This is a genomic window from Nonomuraea turcica, assembly GCF_030718205.1.
Taxonomy (GTDB): Bacteria; Actinomycetota; Actinomycetes; order Streptosporangiales; family Streptosporangiaceae; genus Nonomuraea.
The window spans coordinates 1-18989 of the sequence record NZ_JAUZQF010000021.1; the positions used below are offsets into that span (position 1 = coordinate 1).

14 protein-coding genes are annotated in these 18989 nt (G+C 68.7%); 7 read left to right on the top strand and 7 right to left on the bottom strand.

Going from position 1 to position 18989, the window contains the following annotated elements; all coding sequences use genetic code 11:
- Window positions 1-133 precede the first annotated feature (133 nt).
- A complete protein-coding gene (locus Q9G87_RS42255) occupies window positions 134-568 on the top strand; it encodes a tetratricopeptide repeat protein (RefSeq protein ID WP_305922241.1) in 435 nt (144 codons plus the stop codon).
- Window positions 569-777: 209 nt separating this feature from the next.
- Here the strand turns inward: Q9G87_RS42255 and Q9G87_RS42260 are convergent, their stop codons facing one another.
- Window positions 778-1587 carry an aminoglycoside N(3)-acetyltransferase gene (locus Q9G87_RS42260; RefSeq protein ID WP_305922242.1) on the bottom strand — a complete coding sequence of 270 codons (810 nt, stop codon included), beginning with the start codon at window positions 1585-1587 and terminating at the stop codon, window positions 778-780.
- 533 nt (window positions 1588-2120) lie between these two features.
- On the opposite strand from Q9G87_RS42260, the gene Q9G87_RS42265 reads away from it, so the two are divergent.
- On the top strand, window positions 2121-2576 hold the full coding sequence (locus Q9G87_RS42265; protein WP_305922243.1) for a hypothetical protein: 456 nt from the start codon (window positions 2121-2123) through the stop codon (window positions 2574-2576).
- A 1497-nt stretch (window positions 2577-4073) separates the two neighbouring features.
- On the opposite strand, the gene Q9G87_RS42270 is transcribed toward Q9G87_RS42265, so the two are convergent.
- Window positions 4074-4802 (bottom strand): LysR family substrate-binding domain-containing protein, encoded by a 729-nt coding sequence (locus tag Q9G87_RS42270; RefSeq protein WP_305922244.1) that lies wholly within the window; start codon window positions 4800-4802, stop codon window positions 4074-4076.
- 54 nt (window positions 4803-4856) lie between these two features.
- Here Q9G87_RS42270 and Q9G87_RS42275 point away from each other — a divergent pair, with 54 nt between their 5' ends.
- The gene (locus tag Q9G87_RS42275; protein WP_305922245.1) at window positions 4857-5228 is read left to right on the top strand and encodes a DUF5997 family protein; all 372 of its coding nucleotides are present in this window, start codon (window positions 4857-4859) and stop codon (window positions 5226-5228) included.
- A 214-nt stretch (window positions 5229-5442) separates the two neighbouring features.
- On the opposite strand, the gene Q9G87_RS42280 is transcribed toward Q9G87_RS42275, so the two are convergent.
- From Q9G87_RS42280 to Q9G87_RS42300, 5 genes are all read right to left on the bottom strand, one after another.
- Window positions 5443-6201, bottom strand: coding sequence for a VOC family protein (locus Q9G87_RS42280; protein WP_371825910.1), 759 nt, complete (start codon window positions 6199-6201; stop codon window positions 5443-5445).
- Window positions 6202-6343: 142 nt separating this feature from the next.
- Window positions 6344-9712 carry a putative Ig domain-containing protein gene (locus tag Q9G87_RS42285; RefSeq protein ID WP_305922246.1) on the bottom strand — a complete coding sequence of 1123 codons (3369 nt, stop codon included), beginning with the start codon at window positions 9710-9712 and terminating at the stop codon, window positions 6344-6346.
- Between the two features lie 14 nt (window positions 9713-9726).
- Window positions 9727-11508 carry a putative Ig domain-containing protein gene (locus tag Q9G87_RS42290; protein WP_305922247.1) on the bottom strand — a complete coding sequence of 594 codons (1782 nt, stop codon included), beginning with the start codon at window positions 11506-11508 and terminating at the stop codon, window positions 9727-9729.
- Between the two features lie 300 nt (window positions 11509-11808).
- A complete protein-coding gene (locus Q9G87_RS42295) occupies window positions 11809-12387 on the bottom strand; it encodes a dihydrofolate reductase family protein (protein ID WP_305922248.1) in 579 nt (192 codons plus the stop codon).
- Window positions 12388-12554: 167 nt separating this feature from the next.
- On the bottom strand, window positions 12555-14186 hold the full coding sequence (locus Q9G87_RS42300) for a hypothetical protein (protein ID WP_305922249.1): 1632 nt from the start codon (window positions 14184-14186) through the stop codon (window positions 12555-12557).
- A 304-nt stretch (window positions 14187-14490) separates the two neighbouring features.
- Between Q9G87_RS42300 and Q9G87_RS42305 the strand changes: the two genes are divergently transcribed.
- The 4 genes from Q9G87_RS42305 (at window position 14491) to Q9G87_RS42320 (ending at window position 18986) form a co-directional block, all read left to right on the top strand.
- Window positions 14491-16413, top strand: coding sequence for a hypothetical protein (locus Q9G87_RS42305; RefSeq protein ID WP_305922250.1), 1923 nt, complete (start codon window positions 14491-14493; stop codon window positions 16411-16413).
- A gap of 89 nt (window positions 16414-16502) precedes the next feature.
- Window positions 16503-17480, top strand: a complete 978-nt coding sequence (locus Q9G87_RS42310) for an aldo/keto reductase (RefSeq protein WP_305922251.1) — start codon at window positions 16503-16505, stop codon at window positions 17478-17480.
- 13 nt (window positions 17481-17493) lie between these two features.
- The gene (locus Q9G87_RS42315; RefSeq protein WP_305922252.1) at window positions 17494-18504 is read left to right on the top strand and encodes a LacI family DNA-binding transcriptional regulator; all 1011 of its coding nucleotides are present in this window, start codon (window positions 17494-17496) and stop codon (window positions 18502-18504) included.
- Between the two features lie 5 nt (window positions 18505-18509).
- A complete protein-coding gene (locus Q9G87_RS42320) occupies window positions 18510-18986 on the top strand; it encodes a GNAT family N-acetyltransferase (RefSeq protein WP_305922253.1) in 477 nt (158 codons plus the stop codon).
- The last annotated feature ends 3 nt before the right edge of the window (window positions 18987-18989 follow it).

Sequence of the window (18989 nt, forward strand, 5' to 3'; positions counted from 1 at the left end):
CACCCTCACGGCCTTGTAGCGATCACTAGCGACTCGACACCGCACATGATCACTCAAGGCCGTCTTGCTGTCCCCGAAACGATCAAACCCCGCTCAGCACAACAATCCGGAGGATAAAGAACAAGCTGAGTCGGTGTTCTGGGTGGGCTGTTTTCACCAGGTCGTACGGAGTGATCTCGATAGCGCCATTCCCCTCCTTGAGCAGTCATACGACCTGGCCACGCTGGCGGGCGACCGGCATACCCAGTCGGAAGCGCTTCGGCACCTAGGGATTGCGGACCATTCCGCAGGTCGGTTGGATGCCGCCCGGGAGCGTTTGGAGGAATCGACGCGACTGCGCCGGGAAATCGGGCTGTTGGCTGGCGTCGCCGCAAATCAGGTAGGACTGATCTACATAGCCGCTGCGCAAGGTCGGCGTGACGACGCGCTGGCGCTGGCGGAGGTGGCATATGCCACCGCCGAGGCCTGCGGGGCCCAACGCATCATGCGGCAGCTTGAGGAAGCGCGTATCCAGATCATGGAGTCGGACGCCGATCATGGCCAGACCCGGGATCAGAAGGCACCCTGAGCCGCTAAAGCGCGGCGGGGACGCGTCGTGCTCGTCCGGCTTTGACACTGCGCAGGCGTCCGGACCGAATCGGTCTGGTTCTTCGGGAGGGAATCGAGAGCGGGGCCTTTGAGGACCTAATGTGACCGCCGCCGGCGGCCAGGGGCGGCCGCGTACTACCCCGCCCCTCCAACTCGCCCGAGCCGCCTGATCGGCGACAGAGCGGGACATCAGGTCGAGGCAGTACGCGGCCGGTGCTCGGCCAGCCAGACCTCGGCGAATGCGACGGCGTCAGCCAGGGAGAACAGCCGAGTCTCGGCCGCACCCACCTTGCCTTGGAACACCGGCCGCTCCCTCTCGAAGGCCGCCCCCAGATCACCGAAGCGCTCGTCGCTGATCGAAATGTCACGCACGGTCCCCCAACGGCGTCCCTGCGGGGTCATGACCGCGAAGGAGTTATCGACCTGTGGCGCGGGAATCCGGTACTCGGCCAGATGGAACGCCGTGCACGTCGCGAAGCCCACGCCCAGGAGCAGGATCCGCGCCTCTGCTTCCTCCAGGCGGGCGAGCGGGCTTCGCTCGCCGAGTTGGCAGTTCAGCGTGTGGCCGTCCACGATCGCAGTGGCGCGCGGACCTAGGGCCGCGAAGGAAGTCTGCGGATGGGCGCTGCGGACGGCGCCCGGCCAATTGCGGACTGTCTCCGGGATGACACCGACACCGCGGGTTGGTGTCGTGCGCGGGTCATAGGGCGGCATCGATGCACGGATATCCGCCCACCATGTCTCAGGCACCGGCGGATTGCCCCATTTCGCCGGATCCGAGTTGTCCCCCGAGTGTGTCGGCACCACCAAAGTCCCGTCGTCACCAAGGGCATCGAGCAACGCCTGAACGACGGCCTCAGGACCGCCGCAGACCCAGCCGAGCGAGCTGAGGGAGGAGTGCACGAGAAGGGTCTCACCAGGGAGAACGCCAATCTCACGCAACTCGGCGGCGAGTGATTCGCGCGTACACATCGGCCCGGTCAGGGGCGTCATCGACATAACCGGTGATTATGCATACCCCGAGATCCGCTTACCACTGAGTTTTGACAGCCTTCCGGCCCGAGCTGGCACACTTCTCCGGTCACGGGGACGAGCCGGTCAGCGCATGCGCGCGCGATCACAGAGCCGGCCTTACTACATGCCTCCGGTGGGGGCGCTCCGGCTCCGGGCAGTCAAGATCGTTCCCTGTCCGTCTGAGGGGTTGCCGTGGAAGCCTGCCCGCCTGCCGCCGTCCCAGGGCAAGCCCTAGCAGACCAGCCGCGGGGCCGCCTCCGCTCCATCACGGCCCTGGCACCGGGCGCGCGACTGGGCAGCCCCGCTACCTCTTCGGGTGGGACGACGGCTGACGGGCAGGTGGAGAGGGGCATGAAATCGCAGGTGGGATGGGCAGACGGGTTCACTGGCCGATCAAACATACCGGCGATATACCCGCTCTCTCTAAGGTCCGACGGTGACATCCGGGTCGAGGGTTGGTACGACCGATCGACCGGGGACGTCGGCCACGGCTGGCCCAAACTCTAGAGGAGGCAACCTTGAATGGTCTGGAATTCTATTTGCGTGGCGGAAGCGTCGAGTACCGATGCTCCGATGATCGGCTCGCTCCCCTCGCCGTCTTGCTCTCCTCCGACGTCGGAAACAACTTCGGACGCTGTTTGGACGTCCTCGACAGCGTGTCCAAGGCGACCGCGGGAGAGAAGGCGCAGGAGTACCCGGGAAACATCTACACCGCTATCTTCGTCGGCGACACGGTTCGCGTCGAGCACAACTTCTTGGAGGAAACGGCCGAATACGGCCTTGGTGATGTCCAGCGCGCGGCCGAGGAGTACTGGACGGTGCTGCTGCGAAAGCCTGACGATCCCAACTTCTCCCGTCATCTTCGCCCGGACCTCCCTGAATATCTCGCGTACCTGTACTTCTGGGAAGAGACTTGGCAGGAACCTCATCCGTACCGCGGCCGGCTCGGCATTCCCGCGCAGGGATCAGAATGATGAGCGGAAACGGGAGGAAATTGCGAGTTCTTGAATGCATCGGAAGTCGCTTTGTCGATTTCCCGCGTCTGCATGTCGTCGGGCCAGAAGGTGCTCCATCCTTGATTGCCGCGCTTGGCAAGCCAGGGTGGCGGCGGTGAGCGGTTCTTGAATTCGACGTAGCCCCTCGTACACGCCGGGAGCTTAATGGAGCTGAGGAACACAGTTCGGGCCCGAAGCTTCCAGCAGGTGACAAACTGAGTGACATCAGGGACGCTCACCACAGCACGACCCTGCACATGAGCGCACACTGTATGTAGGCCTGAGCAGCCAAAACGCCAGCTCCAGTGATCGAATAGCTACTCTTACAAGCGAGGGGTACCCCCGCATGTAGATCAGCGCGGCACAGACGGAATTGTGTCCCATCCGCTGCATGAGATCTTTGAGGCTCGCTCCGGAGCCGGCGGCGATCGCGTTGCCGGTATGGGTCGCCGGCTTCGGTGGGGATGGGGTGGTGATGAGTGTGGTCATCGCCGATTGGGGCGGTAGTCCTCAGATCCGCAGCGGCACCGGCAAGCGGGTGCGCCGATTCCAGCTCAGCAATCACCTTTGGCGGGCCTCTGGCGCAGCTTCGGCGGACCGGAATCATCCAATCGCGCTCAATAGGGTGCGGTTGTCTGATTGATGGTCTGCTGATCGAGCGCCTCGCGCGCCGTCTCAAAGCTGCCGCCACCGCCCATGAGCTGGGAGAGACGGTTTACCTTGAGCAAGGCCGGGCCGTCCCCACTGAGTGAACATCTGGGTGACCATGGTCTGGAGCGAGGAGGCAGTCGGGGATCTCGGTGGAACGTTTGCCCAGGTAGGGGCTCAAATTCCTCCAAACGGGTGGGCGCGCTCAAGATCTGTGGCGGGAGGTCATCGCCGAGAGCAAGAACCACGAACCCGCCACGGTGCATCCCATCGCCAGAAAGATCAGCGCCAGGGACAATGCGTGTGACCAGCCCATCACCATATTGGACAGCGACAGGAAAACGGAGAAGAGACCCATGAATAGTTGTCCCAAGCCGTGACGGCGCGGCTCATATTGCGTACGCCTGCCCCTTAACGGGCGAGGGAGTCGCTTAATAGCGAGTGTGTATATCCCGGATGCAGCAACGACGCACCCGAGCCCTAATGCGACTGCCCATGCCACTGTGAAGTCCACTTGAGTCAGCTCCTGGGGTCGCGGAGGTAAGCCCCCTCTTTCGGAGGTCATCCTGCCGGATCGCTTTGATGAAGATCAAGCGGGGCGCACTGCCGTACGGCGGCTCGTCGCTTGCCTAAACGCCCGGCATGCCGATCCGAGGGTCTGTCCCGGGCGGCAGCACCATTACGCTGTGGCGCCTTCGGGCCAACCGCAGCCACGGCACGGGAGCTGGGTAGGCGGTCTTCCTGGAGCACGACCGGGCCGTTCCCGCTGAGTGACTATCTGAGCGACTCTCCCCAAGCGTGTCCGAACCGGAGGTTCGGGGCTGCAGGTTACCGAGGCCGGTGGCCCTTCCTTTTGCGGCTGGCCGGCACGGCCCGGCGGCCGGAGCCCTTCTGTGCGGGCTTTTGCGCCTGCCGCTGTGCCGGTTTCTCCGCAGGGGAGGCGGGGGTGCGGCCTCGCGAGCTGTTCACTGTCCGGCCGCGGACGATGCCGATGAAGTCTTCCACCAGGTCAGTGGTCGCGTCCGTGGGCCAGGCCAGCGCGACCTGAGACTGTGGCGCGTCCGGCACCGGCCGGTACGTGAGGTCCTTGCGGTGGTGGAGGCGTGCCAGCGACTGCGGAACCAGGAGAAGCCCCGTGCCGGTAGCTACCAACTCGACCGCGTTCGCCGTTGTGTCGGGGCGGGTGAACGCGGGTAGCCCGGGCCGGACCGTCCACTCGATGGTGTCGTCCAGAGGATGGAACACCTCGTCCTCGCTCAGGTCGGCCATGGCCACCTCGTCGGCGGCGGTCACCGCGTGGTCCTTGGGCGCCACGACCACCGTGGTCTCCACGTAGAGAGGAATCACGCTGAGGCCGTCCCGGTCGATCGGCAGCCTGACGAATCCGGCGTCGGCGCCGCCATCCCGCAGGAGTCCCACCACCTCGGCGGTGGGAACCGTGATCAGGGTAATCGGCACGCCGGGCATCCTCTCGGTCCAGACGTTGACCCATTTCGCGGGTGTCACCCCGGGCACGTACGCCAGCCGGAACGCTCTGCCGGTCTCCCCATCAGTCACTTCCTCAGGGTACCGATGTCAGGAAACCCGTTCCGACTGACTACCCTTGGCGTTATGACCTCGCCCAAATCGAAGACTACCCAGACGATGAAGCCCGAGACCGCGGCCAAGAAGCTGGGTGTCCTCCTCTCGGCCACTCCCGCCGAGTTCCAGGAGGGTGTCGTCTCCAGGGACGAGCTGAACGAATTGCAGTCGAGGCCACCCGCCTGGCTCGCTGACCTGCGCCGTAACGGCCCGCACCCCAAGCAGGTCGTCGCGGCGAAGCTCGGGGTCTCCATTTCCGGCCTGGCCCGAGGCGGGATCACCGAACCGCTCACCACCGCTGAGATCGATGCGCTGAAAGCGGAGAACCCGGCGTGGCTGGAGCGCGAGCGGTCCATCCAGGCCGAGACCCGTAAAGAGGCACTCCGCCTCAAGCAACGCTAGACGTGCGACCAACTCGTTCACGTGCCGGCTTATGAATACACGTGCCGGCTCATGAGTAAATGTAACCGCGATCTGGTTACATTTGCTCGAGTTCTGGTTACATTTCATCCTGGCCCGGCAGGTCCCACCCTTTCTGTGAGGAGCTCGGTGGTGGGCGTCCGTGGGGCTTGAGTTCGGGTCGACTCTTCGTGCCACCAGACCAAAGCTGATTGGTCTAGGGCAGCCAGTCCTGGAGGCCGGGAAGATGCCCGAGCTCGGACTCGATGCGCCGTCGGTCCTCGGCGGACAGTTCGAGCCCGCGCAGGTCCTCCAGCCACGGCGCGGTGGGCTCGCCGAGGGCCGTGGCCAGGTCGATCAGGTGACACAGAGCCAGGGCTCTCTCAACCACCGGGGCGTCCGCGCTGTGCCGCCGTACCGCGGATTTGAGCGCACGGAAGGCCTGTAGGTCATCGTTTTTGAACTCGCGCAGGATCCGGGCGTTGTCAAGCGCCTTGGCCAGGCCTGTCAGCTGTTTCGACCCGCCGTATTCCAGCTCGGCCGGCTCGTCTCGCTGGATGAAGATGATCGAGTTACCTGAAGGATCGACCAGCGTGAACCGGCTCGCTCCCGGCCGATACCGAGTGATTCGCGGACGCCCGGAACTCAGGATCTTCCCGTATGCCCGGCGCATCGCCGCGACGAACGCCGCGTGATACGGCGCCACGGCGTCGACCATGACCAGGCAGCCCCCCAGATCCTCCCGGGCCGGATCCAGGTCTTTGGGGGTTGCCACGAAATGCAGTTGGAATCCGCTCCACCGCATCGCCAGATACACATACGGCTTGGTCTGCTGGTAAATCGCCTCGAATCCGAGCGCCTCATAGAACGCGCAGGTCTCCTCCACCGACGCGCACAACATCGTCGGCACGGTGGTCTCGCTCGGTCGAATTGTCGGCTCACCCGGCCACTCCACGTTTTCGGTCACGCGGGGCATCCTTGCAAAAGTTCGGAAGACTCGCCTATGGATCGTTCCAAAGGGCCTTCCGAATTCCGGGAATCCGCCGGGTGGCCTTGGAGCCGGCCTCCGGCTTCAAGGCCACCCGGCGTCCTCCGCGGGACGGCGATGTGCGGTCGCTTCAGGTACGCAACGTGACCTGGTCGAATACGGCGGTGGCGAGGGTGTCCGGGCTTCCGGACGTCACGGCGAGGCCCGCATAGTACGGGGCGTCGCCGAAGGCCGCCAGGGTGTCCTGGCCCACCGTCGTCCAGGTCTCGCCGTCGCCCGACACGGAGGCGGTGAAGACCAGGCCCGCGCGCCGCAGCCGGAGCCACACCGGGCCGCCGGAGAACGACGGACCGTTCACCGCGGGTGCGCTGCCGGCCACCTTGGTGCGCCGGATCAACTGGCACACACCGCTTCCTCCCGCGGCCACCACCGTCCCGGCCATCAGGTCGAAGGGATTGAGCGACTTCGCCATCACCACCCCGATTCGGCCAGGTGCGCCGGTCGGCCGGGTCAGCCGGGCCGTGAGCTCCGCGTCCTGGGTCAGTGGCACGTAGGCGAAGTGGGCGCTCGCGCCCTGCCCGTTGACGTTGAGGTCGACGCCCGCGCCTCGCACGGTGAAGACCCCGTTGTCATGGTGGGTGATCCCAGGTGTGCGGACGAACGCCACGCCGTACGTACCGAGAAGCCGCTCGTCGTGGACGACATCGCCGAGGTCACGGTACGCCCAGGGGGCGGGTGGGGCGGCGGCCACGGACAGCGCCAGTGCCGCCGTTGCCGAGCCTTTCGCGTTCTCAGCCGTCAGCTGGACGGTGTACTCCCCGGCCGCAGCAGGGGTGCCGGAGAGGAGGCCGGTCCGGGGATCCAGGGTCAGCCCGCCGGGCAATCCTGTTGCGGTGAACCGCACGGGATCGCCTGTGGCGCGTACGACGAGGCGGAACGGCTGCGCGGCGTTGCCGTACAGGGCCTTCGGGACGGACAGCGCGGGCGCCGCGGACGGCTGGGGCATCTGGGCGCTCACCGGACGTGAACGCGGCCCCGTTCCGGCCGTGTTGTTGCGCGCGACCACGTAGTGATACGTGCGACCGGGCACGCCGGTGGCGTCCCTGAACCGGGTGCGGGTTCCGAAGCCGATCGGGGCGATGCCGGGGGCCAGCACCCGGTAGGGGCCGCGCTCGGTGTCCCCGCGCCACACCGTGTACCGCCCCGACAGGTCGTGGTCCCGCCACTCGAGCTCGACCGCGGAGCCGTCCGCTGCCGCCTGCACCACGCTCACGCCGCCCTGCGGCTCCGGGACCGACCAGCCGGTGCTGCCGCCCTCGACCGTGATGTTGTCCAAGCAGGCCGTGCCGGTCTCCGCGTAGTCCTCGGACACCCCCAGGCAGGAGGTGAAGGCGAGCCCCACCAGGGCGTGCCGGCCCAGCGGCAGGTCGTCCGATCCCACTGTGGCCCACTCGTGTCCGTCCGGTGAGATCTCACCCGTGAGGCGGTCTCCCTTGCGCGTGATCCGCACCCAGTAGGGCATCCGGAGCCGGTAGCCGTCGCCCGCCGCTTCCACATAGGGGGATTCCAGTGGCGTCGCCGACTCGGGCAGCGGCCCGAGTTCGGAGATCGGGAAAGCGGCGTTCACCGTGATTGCCGGGCGCTGTGATGGCGGCACGGGGAGGGAGCCGGTGCCGCGCGTGGCGCCGCCGGTAGCTGCCCGCATCGTCCACACCCCGCTCCAGGCGTGCAGGGGCAGACCCTGCAGCAGCATCGCCGCGTGGGGGGCGCCCGCTTCCAGGGAGCCGCGCACCATGACGCCCACCTGGGAGTACTGCGAGCTGAGCGGGTACACGATCCGGGCCGTGACGGCCCCGTCCCCTGTGAGCGGCAGCCAGGCGAAGCGGAAGGAGTCGGCGTCGCCGGCGATTCCGGCGCCGCCGGCCTCCATGGTGATGCGCTCACCGTCGTACCCGGTCGAGCCCTTCGGCCGGGCATCACCGATGTCGCCGGTACGCCACGGAGCGGGCAGTCCCGGGGCGGCCACGACGGGCAGCGACCGAGGACCGGCGCCTTGGCCGGCCGACGCCGTGACCGTGTACGCGTACGCACGACTCGAGGCCGCGGTGCGGTCCGTGTACGAGGTCGTGGTGAGCCCTTCCGCGAGCATTGTGTACGTGTCGGCCTCCGGCTCCTTCCGCCACACCGCGTAGGTCTGGGCTCCGACGACCGCCGGCCACGCCACGTCGATACCCGCGCCGCCGGACGCCGCCGTCACCCCGGCCGGAGCGGTGGGCGCTCCCGTCGGCAGGCCGGAGCCGCGCTCCGTACCGGCGAAGGTGAGGGTTCCCCATGACGGGTGGTCGTCGTTGTAGCCCTCGACCACGCGCGTCCCGCCCGCACCCCGGAAGATCACCTTCTCGGTGTTGGGAGCGGGCTTGCCGAGGCGTCCCGCGTAGTGGGCGTAGGCCATCTCCCACAGCGGCCGGAACACTCCGCGCTGCCGGTTGGAGACGGCCGTCTTGATGTACTTGCCGGTCCGGTCGAGGTCGGGTGTGAACGGCACGGAGTCGTCGCCGAGGTTGTATCGGGCGAAATACTCGAAGTTGGCGAGGATCCGGTCCTCCGCGTAGCCGAACAGGTCCACGCCCTGCTGCCAGGCGACCTGGGCAGCGTCCGCGAGCAGTCCGACCGCGAGCTGCTCGTGGGCCTGATCACGGCCGGACTCCTGACCCTGACCGGCAGCCGTGACGATGCGGCCCAGGACGGAGCCGTTGCCGGCGCCGGCCGTCGCGAACCGCATGGCGTCCTCGAACATCACCCGGTCGTCGCAGAAGACGGCGATGGCGAGGATCGTGCGGAGTGCGGCGAGGTCCCAGTTGCCGTTGGCGTACAGGCAGTAGCCGGAGACGGCCGGATACCACACCTCGGTGAAGGAGCGGACGCAGCGCTGCACCGACGCCTCGGGCCAGCCGTCGTAGCCGCTGTGCCGGAGGATCTCGGCGGCGTTGACGAGCTTGAAACCCTGCAGGCCGGCGCCGAGCTGCCCGTCCGCGCCGGTGATGCCGGTGAGGGAGGCGGCCCAGGCGTCCAGGATGTCACGAGCCTTGTCGGCGTGGCGTACGTCGCCGGTGATCGCCCACATCAGGGCGTTCTGGTAAGCGGCGGCCGCGTCGGAGGCGGCCTGGTTCGTGAAGTTGGTGGGACCGCGGCCCCAGGTCGTGATCTGCCCGGTGTTCTGGACGGCGTAGGTGTGCTGGGAACGGGCGTGGGCGGCCATCGCGGCGAAGCCGGAGGCGATCGGCTCGCGTCCGGCCGCGACCGCGGACTTCATCCGGTCGAGATCCGCGCGGGAGTGCAGGAGACCGGGATGCGCGAAGGCGAACGCCTCGTCCGCGTTCGAGGCTCCTTCCGGGTCCAGAGCCCACGCGGGCGTGGCGGAAGCGGACAGCAGCCCGCTCGCGGCCACGGCCGCGAGCCCCGCCGCACCGAGGAACGACCGCCGGTTGAGGGGAAGCACGGGCGACTCCTCGCTCATGCCGGGTGCCCGACGGTGAGGGAGAGGGACTTCGTCGCCGTGCCCACGGTGTTCGTGGCCGAGACGGTGACCGTGTACGTTCCGGGGACCTGCGGGGTCCCGGAGATCAGACCGGTGTTCTTGTCGACCGTGAGCCCCTTCGGCAGACCCGCGGCGTCGAACGACGTCGGCAACGCGGTCGCGGTGATCAGGTGGTTGACGATCTGGCGCGCGGTGGCCGTGGCCTCGCCCGCACTGGTGATCTCCGGGGCGACGGTGGACGCGGCGGTGGCGGAGTCCAGGAAGCGCAGGTCCTTCACATGCTCGTTGACGAACATCGGCACCATGTCCTGGGTCAGGTACCAGCGCGGCTTCTGCATCGTGTCGGCGATGACCGTGCCGTTGATCGCCAGGTTCTGGAAGGTGACGTTCTTGACAGGGCGGTCCGCGTCGTAGCCGACGATGACCGACATATTCGCGTTCTTGCCGTCGTACTTCAGGTTCCGGACGTACACGTTCTCGATGCCCCGGCCCGGCGAGGCGTTGTACCTGTTGGCCATGACGCGCATGTTGATCAGCTGGCCCCAGCGGAAGTCCTCCACCCGCACGTTCTGGATGCGGACATTGCGGATGAGGTTGCTGTCGCCGGTGTTCATGGCGAAGCAGCCCTGGTAGAGGATCTGGGGCTCGCGGTGGTCGAGGACGTCGATGTTGCTGAACACGATGTTCTCGATGACCTCGGGCTTCTCCGGGTTGCCGTGCGTGCCCATGTTGACCGGGTGCGCGACGTCGGCCCAGAGGACGCAGTCACGTACGGTGACGTTGCGGGTGTCGCCGTAGTAGTCCCAGCGGTGGGCGTAGATGGCGATGCAGTCGTCGCTGTTGCGCATGAAGACGCCCTCGATCAGGACGTCCTCGCTGCTGAACACATCGATGCCGTCACCCCACTGGCCGTGGCTGTAGGAGTGCAGATTGCGGACGGTGACCTGCTTGGACTGGCCGATCGTGCAGGCGTAGCCGCTGCGCGGGTTGAGCACCATGATGCCGTCGATCTCGATGTTCTTGGAGAACGCCGCCAGGACCCCGCCGTCCGCGTTCCACAGGATGCCCCGGCCGAGCAGCCGGGCGTTCTCGACGTTGCGGAACTCCACCCGGGCCTTCAGCACCGCGCCGCCGGCCAGGTACACCGTCTTGCCGCTGGGCACCATCACCACGTCGCCGGCGACGGTGTGCAGGCCGGGGCCGAAGTAGATGACGTCGGGGTCGCCGGGCTCCGGCCGCTGCGCCTCGATCGGGTTGGCGTGCAGCTGCAGGTTGTCGAAGATCTCGCCGTCGATCTCGATGGAGAGGTTACGGGGCTCGCTGAGGGTGAAGCGCACGGTGTCGCCGGCTACTTCGTGCTTGATGTCGTACGACAGCGGGCGGATCCGCGCGGAGCCGATGGCGCCCTTGGACGAGGTGACCTCGACCTCCACGGTGCCGTTGAAGTCGAAGGTGGCGACCGAGGTGTTCCGGACGATGCCGGAGCCCGTCTTCTCGTTGATGGTCTTGGTCTGGCCACGGAGGACAGGTACCGGTTGCCATTCGCCGCTCGGCGTGCGCGCCTTGATGGAGAAGCTCGTGTTGGTCGGGACTCCGGCCGGGATGGGGTACACCACCAGCCGGTCGGCGACCTCGGGCCTGTCGTCTGCTCTCGCGGTGCCGGCCATCGCGCCGACCAGGGAGTACGCGGCAGCGCCAACGCCTGTGGCCTGGATGAAGGTGCGCCTGGTCAGCCCGATGCCGTGGGGGTCGGTCATTGGGGGGTTCCTCCGGGTGGGGGGTTCGAATGCTCCGGGGACATAGAAATCGGTTGCTATGCCTTGCGTAGATATATCGCGGATGCCGCTCGGAGGGAACCTGTTGACCGAAACTTTCGCACAGGCCGGCTTCCGCCTCTGTGCGTGAAACCCTCAGGTGCCTGCACCTCTGCTTGCGCTCTAGGGTCGACAGCGTCCGGGGCTTTTCAGGACGTCGCACCAGTGCGCGATGAGCCGCCATGGCCGCCAGGCCCGCTTGCGCCGTGCTGCGGGGCAAGCGGGCGTCAGGGCGTCATGGTGTCAGGGCTTCGGGATGCGGTAGCGCAGGTGGGTCACGGGCGCGGTCCCCGCTACGGGTTCCCCCACAGGGATCAGCTCGGCCCGTTCCCCGGCGAACAGCGGTGTGCCCGCCCCCAGCAGCAGGGGGACGAGGCGGAGCCATATCTCGTCGAGCAGGCCTGCCCTGAGCAGCTGCCGGGCGACGTCCGCACCCAGCACCAGGACGTCCTTGTCCCCCGCGGCGTCCTTGGCACGTCGGACTGCCGCCTCCAGTCCATCGAAGGCGAACGTCCCGCCGTTGTCGCCGAGGAGGTCGTCCCTGGTCCGGTGGGTGACCACGAAGCTCGGGACGCCGGGCCATGGCGTGCCGCCCCACGGGCCCAAGCCGAGGTCGAAGGTACGCCGTCCGATGACGGTGGCCCCTACCGCCGCGTCCACCTGCCGGCGGATACCGATGTCGACCCCGTCATCCGGCCCCTTCGCGGCCATCCACTCGTGCAGCCGTTCGCCGCCGTCCCCCATAGGTTCCGCCTCCCGGACGTTCGGTCCGGCCGTGAACCCGTCCAAGGACATCGACACATCCAGCACGACCTTGCTCATCGCGGGTCTCCTTCTGCTCCACCGGCGCCGCCATCCGGCGCCGTCACGAGAAGGTCGGAGCCGGCCCGGCCGTCTCGACACCACCACGGCAAAATGAGTGGGGGCGAGGTGAGGCGTACTCGAGCCGGGGACGGCTCCGGGTAGATCCCGTTCAACTGCAGTCGCGATCACTCGATCAGGTCGCAGAGACCTGGTCCCATGTCGTCACCCACCATGCACAGGGCGGTCTCGGCGCGGGAGGCAAGGACGAGAGGCGGGACCCCGGCCACCAGGTCGGCGTGCGTCAGCCGGTCGAGTGCGGCTCCCACCAGGGGTGCGGTCACCCTGAGGGCCGCCTGGAGTGCCACCCCGCCCGTCGAGCCACCGTGCAGGACGATGTTGCGGCTGCGGTAGAGCCTGCGCAGGGAGATCTCGACGTAGCGGCGCACTCGGGCGAGCACCGCGGCCGGGTCGGCGAGCAGCGCCCGCATCCGGGCGACAGCCGCGATGTCGCTCCTGCGGCGCCAGGAACGTTCCAAGGGAAGCGAATGACCCTGTGCCAGCTCAGTAGCGATCAAGATGGCGCGTTCCCGGTTGGAGGCGCACTGCTCCAGCCGTTCGGCCAGATCTCCGTCTCCTGTGCGCCGGATGCGATAGGAGAGCGCGGTCAGCTCGGCCCGCGGCCAGGAGCAGGTGACGAGCGCGGCCGCGCGTGAAGCGGCGACGACGCGCTCTCGCTCGTCGGGGTCACGCGCCTCGGTCAACAGCGACTCCAGAGCGCTCCACCCGCCGGCGACGGCCGGGGCGAGCGGGCCGTGGTTGAGGGCCGAGGCGATTTCCAGTGCCTCGTCCACGGCGCTGCGCCGCCGGTCGGCCAGGCGCTGCGGCTCTGCTCCGACCACGTAGAGCTGACGTTCGGCGGCCAGGGACAGGACCCGGGCGCCCCGTGCGGGCATCCGGAGCGGCATCGCGCTGCCCTGGTTCAGCACGATGGCCGTGTCGAACGGCGTCACCGACCCGGTCGAGGCGAAGCGGGCGCGCGCCTGAAGGCGCTCGACCAGATCCGAGACGATCTCCAGTGCCCGCTCCGCGTCTCGTGCCTCGACCTCGTACGAAAGGGCGCCGATGACGTGAGCGGTCGGCTTCGCTCCGGCGGAGGCCATGAGCTCCGTGGCCTCACGCGCGCCGATCCAATGGGGCAGCTCCGCGGCCAGCTCTTCCCAGTTGTGCAAGGTGGCGAAGGGAACGACCACCGTCCAGCACGTCGGCGGCAGTGTCAGCAGCCCGGAGGCCTCGCTGATCAGCTCTGTGGCCGACAGGCCGAGCCTGTCCTCACGGAGCCAGCGGTTGAGGCCGTCCATGCTGTGCCCGCTGTCAAGCAGATGAGAGGCGACCGCTCTGGCGACCTTCTCCGGCGGTGGCGGGTCGGCCTCGGCCACACACGCGGCCCAGCGGACGAGGTAGCCGGGACGGCCCAGGTCGATGAGGTGGCGCAGCTTCCTGCGGCCGTCGCTGGCGACCGTCAGTGTCGTCCGCAGGCATTCCTGGAGCTCCCGCCGGAAGGCCTTCGAGCCGAGTGCCGGGTCGTTGCCCAGCAGCCGCTCCATCTCGTGCCGTTGCCAGTCGAGCGCCGACTGAGAGAGCACCCGACGGTCCACCCAGGCGCCCGCCTCATGCAGCTCCTCCAGAGCCAGGAAAGAACTGACATCCCAGAGCCGGAGAGACCAGGGAGCCCTGGGCCTGCTGAAGTCCAGCATGCGTGTGGTGACATGCCGGGAGTAGGACGATGAGGGATCCCGTCCGGGGGACGTGCTGTGCATCCTGCGACCTCGGGGAGATGCGAACGTAGGGTGTTGCTTTGACTACTCAGAGCATAGGAGAGCGGTGGGATCTGTGTTTGCTGTACGATAAGAACGCCGCATAAGACGGCGCAGGCTTCTCCGGGGCTACGGCCCCCCAGAGGGCGTGATCGTAGAGATCACGCCCTCTGTTTTTTGGCCAGGCTCAGATGTCGTCGTGCCGCTACGCGGCTGAGCGCGGGGCCGGCGAACGTCCTACTCCCGGAATGGTATTCGGGGCCCGTCCGAACGCTCAGCTCAGATGAGCGACAGGGGGAGCGGAAACGTGGGCGTAGCACAGCGGCCGGAGGTGCTGCCGGCCATAGGCTCGGATCTCAGGGTGGCGCTCGCGCTGGGCGAGCGTGCGCTGCAGGTGAACGGGGATCTGCAGACGGCGCGGCGCTGGTTCGACGCCGCCTACCGGCAGGCGGAGTTGTGCGGCGATCCGATCGCGCTCGGGGTGGCCGCCCTGGGGCTGGGCGGGGTGTGGGTGCACGAGCACCGTACGTGCGCCGAATCCGAGATGGTACGCGCCCGCCAGCGGCACGCGTTGTCGCTGCTCGATCCCGCCTCGCCGCTGGCCTTTCGGTTACGGGTGCGGATGCGGGGCGAGGAGGACTACCGCGCCGGCGGGCACGAGGCGATCATGGGGTTGCTGCGGCAGGCCAGGAACTCCGGGGATCCGCTGGCGCTGGCGGAGGCGCTGAGCCTGGCGCACCACTGCCTGCTCGGGCCCGAGCACGGGGCGGCCCGGCTGGAGCTGGCCAGGGAGCTGATCGGCCAGGCGGCGGTCACCGAGCGCACGGGCGATCTGATGATGGGCTTGCTGTGGCGGACGGTTGATCTCTATCTGGCCGCCGATCCGCATGCCGAGCGGTGCCTGGAGGAGCTGCGCGGTCGGCTGCACGCGAACACCTATCTCGCGGCGGGGTACGTCGTCAACGCCATCGACGTCATGCTGACCATCCGGGCCGGACGGTTCGGGGAGGCGGAGCAGCTGGCGGGGGAGTGCTTCGAACGCGGCGTCGCGGCCGGCGACATGGACGCCACCGGCTGGTACGGCGGCCAGCTCGGCGCCATCCGCTGGTACCAGGGCAGGGCCGCCGAGACGCTGCCCGCGCTCCAGGACCTGGTCAGCTCGCCCACGCTCAGCCCGATCGACAACTCGTACGTGGCGGCTCTGGCGCTGGCCTCGGCGACGGCGGGGGACCGGCGGTCGGCGGCCGGGCACCTGGCGCGGCTGCGCGGGCGGGATCTGGGGGACCTGCCCAGGTCGAGCAGCTGGCTGGTCTCGATGTACTGCGTCGTGGAGACCGCGCACCTGCTCCAGGACGCCGCCACGGCGGCGCAGGCGTACGCGTTGCTGAGCCCCTTCGCGGACCTCCCGGTGATCGGCAGCCTCGGCGTGGTCTGCTTCGGCTCGGTGCACCACGCCCTGGGCATGGCCGCGCTCACCCTCGGTGACCTGGAGCGGGCGGTCGGGCACCTGCGGACCGCCGTGCAGGCGAACCTGGCGCTGGGGCATTGGCCGGCGGCCGCGCTGTCCAGGTGCCGGCTCGGGCAGGCGCTGGCGCTGCGCGACGGGCCGCGGGACGAGGCGGCGCTCGCGGAGCAGGTCGCCGCCGCGCGGGAGGCCAAAGAGCTGGGCATGGTGCTGCCCGCCGTGGTGGGGCGGGCGGACGGCGGGCGGCGCGTCTGCCGCTTCCACAGGCAGGGGCGGCACTGGCAGGTCGAGCTGGGCGGGCGGGTCACGCTGGTGGAGCACAGTGTGGGCATGGCGTACCTGGCCGCGCTGGCCGACAATCCCGGGCGCGAGATCCTGGCCGTCGACCTGGCCGCGGGGACGTGGTCGCGCGGAGCCGAGGACGTCTCGGCGCAGCCGGTGCTCGACGACTTGGCCAGGGACGCCTATTGGGAGCGGCTGGCGCAGCTGCAGACCGAGATCGACGAGCTCGAGGCCATGAACGATCTGGCACGGGTGGCGGCGCTGCGGCTGGAACATGAGTGGCTGGTGGCCGAGCTGTCCGCGGCGACCGGCATCGGCGGGCGGTCGCGGCCGTTCGCGGGTAATGAGGAGCGTGCCAGGATCGCCGTCGGCAAGGCCATCAGGCGGGCGTTGTCGCGCATCGCGGCCGTGGATCCGGTGATGGGGGAGGAGCTGCGGGCCACCGTGCAGACGGGCCTGCGCTGCAGTTACCGTCCCCGGTGACGCCGGCGCGCGAGCCGCTGGGGCGGGCAAAGAGCGAGCCCCATGGTGGAATACAGGGTGGGCAGTGTTGGACAGGAAGAGAGCCACCCATGGAACACCGTATGTTGGGACGCACCGGACGCCAGGTCGGCGTCGTCGGCCTCGGGGCCTGGCAGCTTGGCGCCGACTGGGGCGAGGTCTCCGAAGATGAGGCCTTCGCCACGCTCGAGGCCGCCGTGGACGCGGGCGTCACCTTCATCGACACCGCGGACGTGTACGGCGACGGGCGCAGTGAGCAGATCGTCGGCAGTTTCGCCAAGGGCCGCCCCGAGCTGACCGTGGCCACCAAGATGGGCCGGCGAGTGGAGCAGATCCCCTCGAACTACGTGATGTCCAACTTCCGCGCCTGGAACGAGCGCTCCCGCCAGAACCTCGGCGTGGACACGCTCGACCTGGTCCAGCTGCACTGCCCGCCGACCCCTGTGTACTCGGCGGACGCCGTGTTCGACGCCCTGGACACGCTGGTGGCCGAGGAGAAGATCGCCGCGTACGGGGTCAGCGTGGAGACCTGCGAGGAGGCGCTGACCGCGATCGCCCGGCCGGGGGTGGCGAGCGTGCAGATCATCCTGAACGCGTTCCGCCTCAAGCCCCTGGAGCAGGTGCTGCCGGCCGCGCGGGCGGCGGGGGTGGGCATCATCGCCCGGGTCCCGCTGGCCAGCGGCCTGCTGTCGGGCCGGTACGACGAGCACACCACGTTCGCGCCCGACGACCACAGGACCTATAACCGGCGCGGGGAGTCCTTCGACGTCGGCGAGACCTTCTCCGGCGTGGACTTCTCCACCGGGCTGGAGGCGGTCCGCCGTCTGGCGCCCCTGGTGCCGGAAGGCGTGACCATGGCCCAGTTCGCGCTGCGCTGGATCCTGGACCAGGAGGGCGTCTCGGTGGTCATCCCGGGGGCGCGCAACCCCGCCCAGGCGACGGCGAACGCGGCAGCGGCGTCTGTCGCGCCGCTCCCCGCCGAGACGCTCGACGCGGTGCAGGCCATCTACGACGAGCTCATCCGCCCCCAGGTCCACGACCGCTGGTAGATCAGGCTCTCGCATGGTCACCAGAGCTGATGTCGCTCGCCTCGCCGGTGTCTCGACCGGCACCGTCTCGCATGTGCTCACCGGCGCGCGGTCGATCCGCCCGGAGACCCGCCGCAAGGTGCTCGACGCCATGGAGCAGCTCGGCTACACCCCCAACGCCATGGCCAGCGCCCTCGCCGGGGGCCGCAGCCGGATCATCGCGATCGTCTTCCCCTCCCAGCCGCGCACGATCGTGGGATCGGACCTGGAGTACGTCCTGGCCGCCACCGACGCCGCCCGCGCGCGGGGCTTCCACGTGGTGCTGTGGACCTCAGGCCCGGACGACCTGCACGAGCTCCGCCAGCTGGCCAAGGCCGGGCTCGTCCAGGGGTTCCTGCTCATGCAGGTCACGCTCACGGACGAGCGGGTGAGCTTCCTCCAGTCGGCCGGCATCCCGGTCGGGCTGATCGGGCGCACCCACACGCCAGGCCACGTCCCCTACGCGGACGCCGACTTCCCGCAGATCGCGCGCATGGTGGCCGAGCACCTCGCCGGGCTCGGACACCGGACGATCGGCATGCTCAACGCGCCGTACGAGCGGGGCTCGCACGGCATCGGCGCGGCCGTGCGCTTCGCCGACGACGTCCGCCGCACCTGCGCGGACCTCGGGCTCGGCTGCACGATCGTGGCCGGCGAGCACACCGTCAGGGCGGGCCGCGCCGCGCTGCGCGAGCTGCTGGACACGGCGCCGGAGACGACGGCGATCATCTCCTACAACTGGGAGGCCACGCTGGGCGCGATGCATGAGGCACGCGCGCTCGGGCGGCCGATTCCCGAGCGGCTGTCGCTCGTGTTGTGCTCCAACGGCGAGCCGGAGTCGACCGATCCGGAGCTGACGACGGCCACCCCGCCCGCCACGGAGATCGCCACCGCCGCCGTGGAGGCCCTCATCGACCACCTGGCCGACCCGGACAGCCCGCCGGCGCAGCGCCTGGTCCCGAGCGTGCTCGTGGAACGCCACAGCACCGCACCGGCCGTACGCTGAGGGGCATGATTCGTCCCGCAACGCCCGCTGACGTGCCCGCGATCCTCGACATGATCCGTGAGCTCGCCACATACGAGAAGGCCGCCCACGAGGTGCGCGCCACAGAGGAGGACTTGCACGCAGCGCTCTTCGGCGACTCTCCCGCCACCTTCGTCCACATCGCCGAGCAGGACGGTGAAGCCGTCGGCTTCACCCTGTGGTTCCTCACCTTCTCCACCTGGAGGGGCGTGCACGGCATCTACATGGAGGACCTCTACGTACGCCCCCAGCACCGCGGCGGCGGCCACGGCCTGGCGTTGATGGGGGAACTGGCCAGGATCTGCAAGGAGCGCGGATACCAGCGCTTCGAATGGTCGGTGCTCGACTGGAACGAGCCGAGCATCGGCTTCTACGACAAGCTCGGCGCGCTCAGGCAGGATGAGTGGCTGAAGTACCGGTTGACCGACGAGCCGCTGCGGCGTCTGGCCGAGCGGCAGGACTGAGGA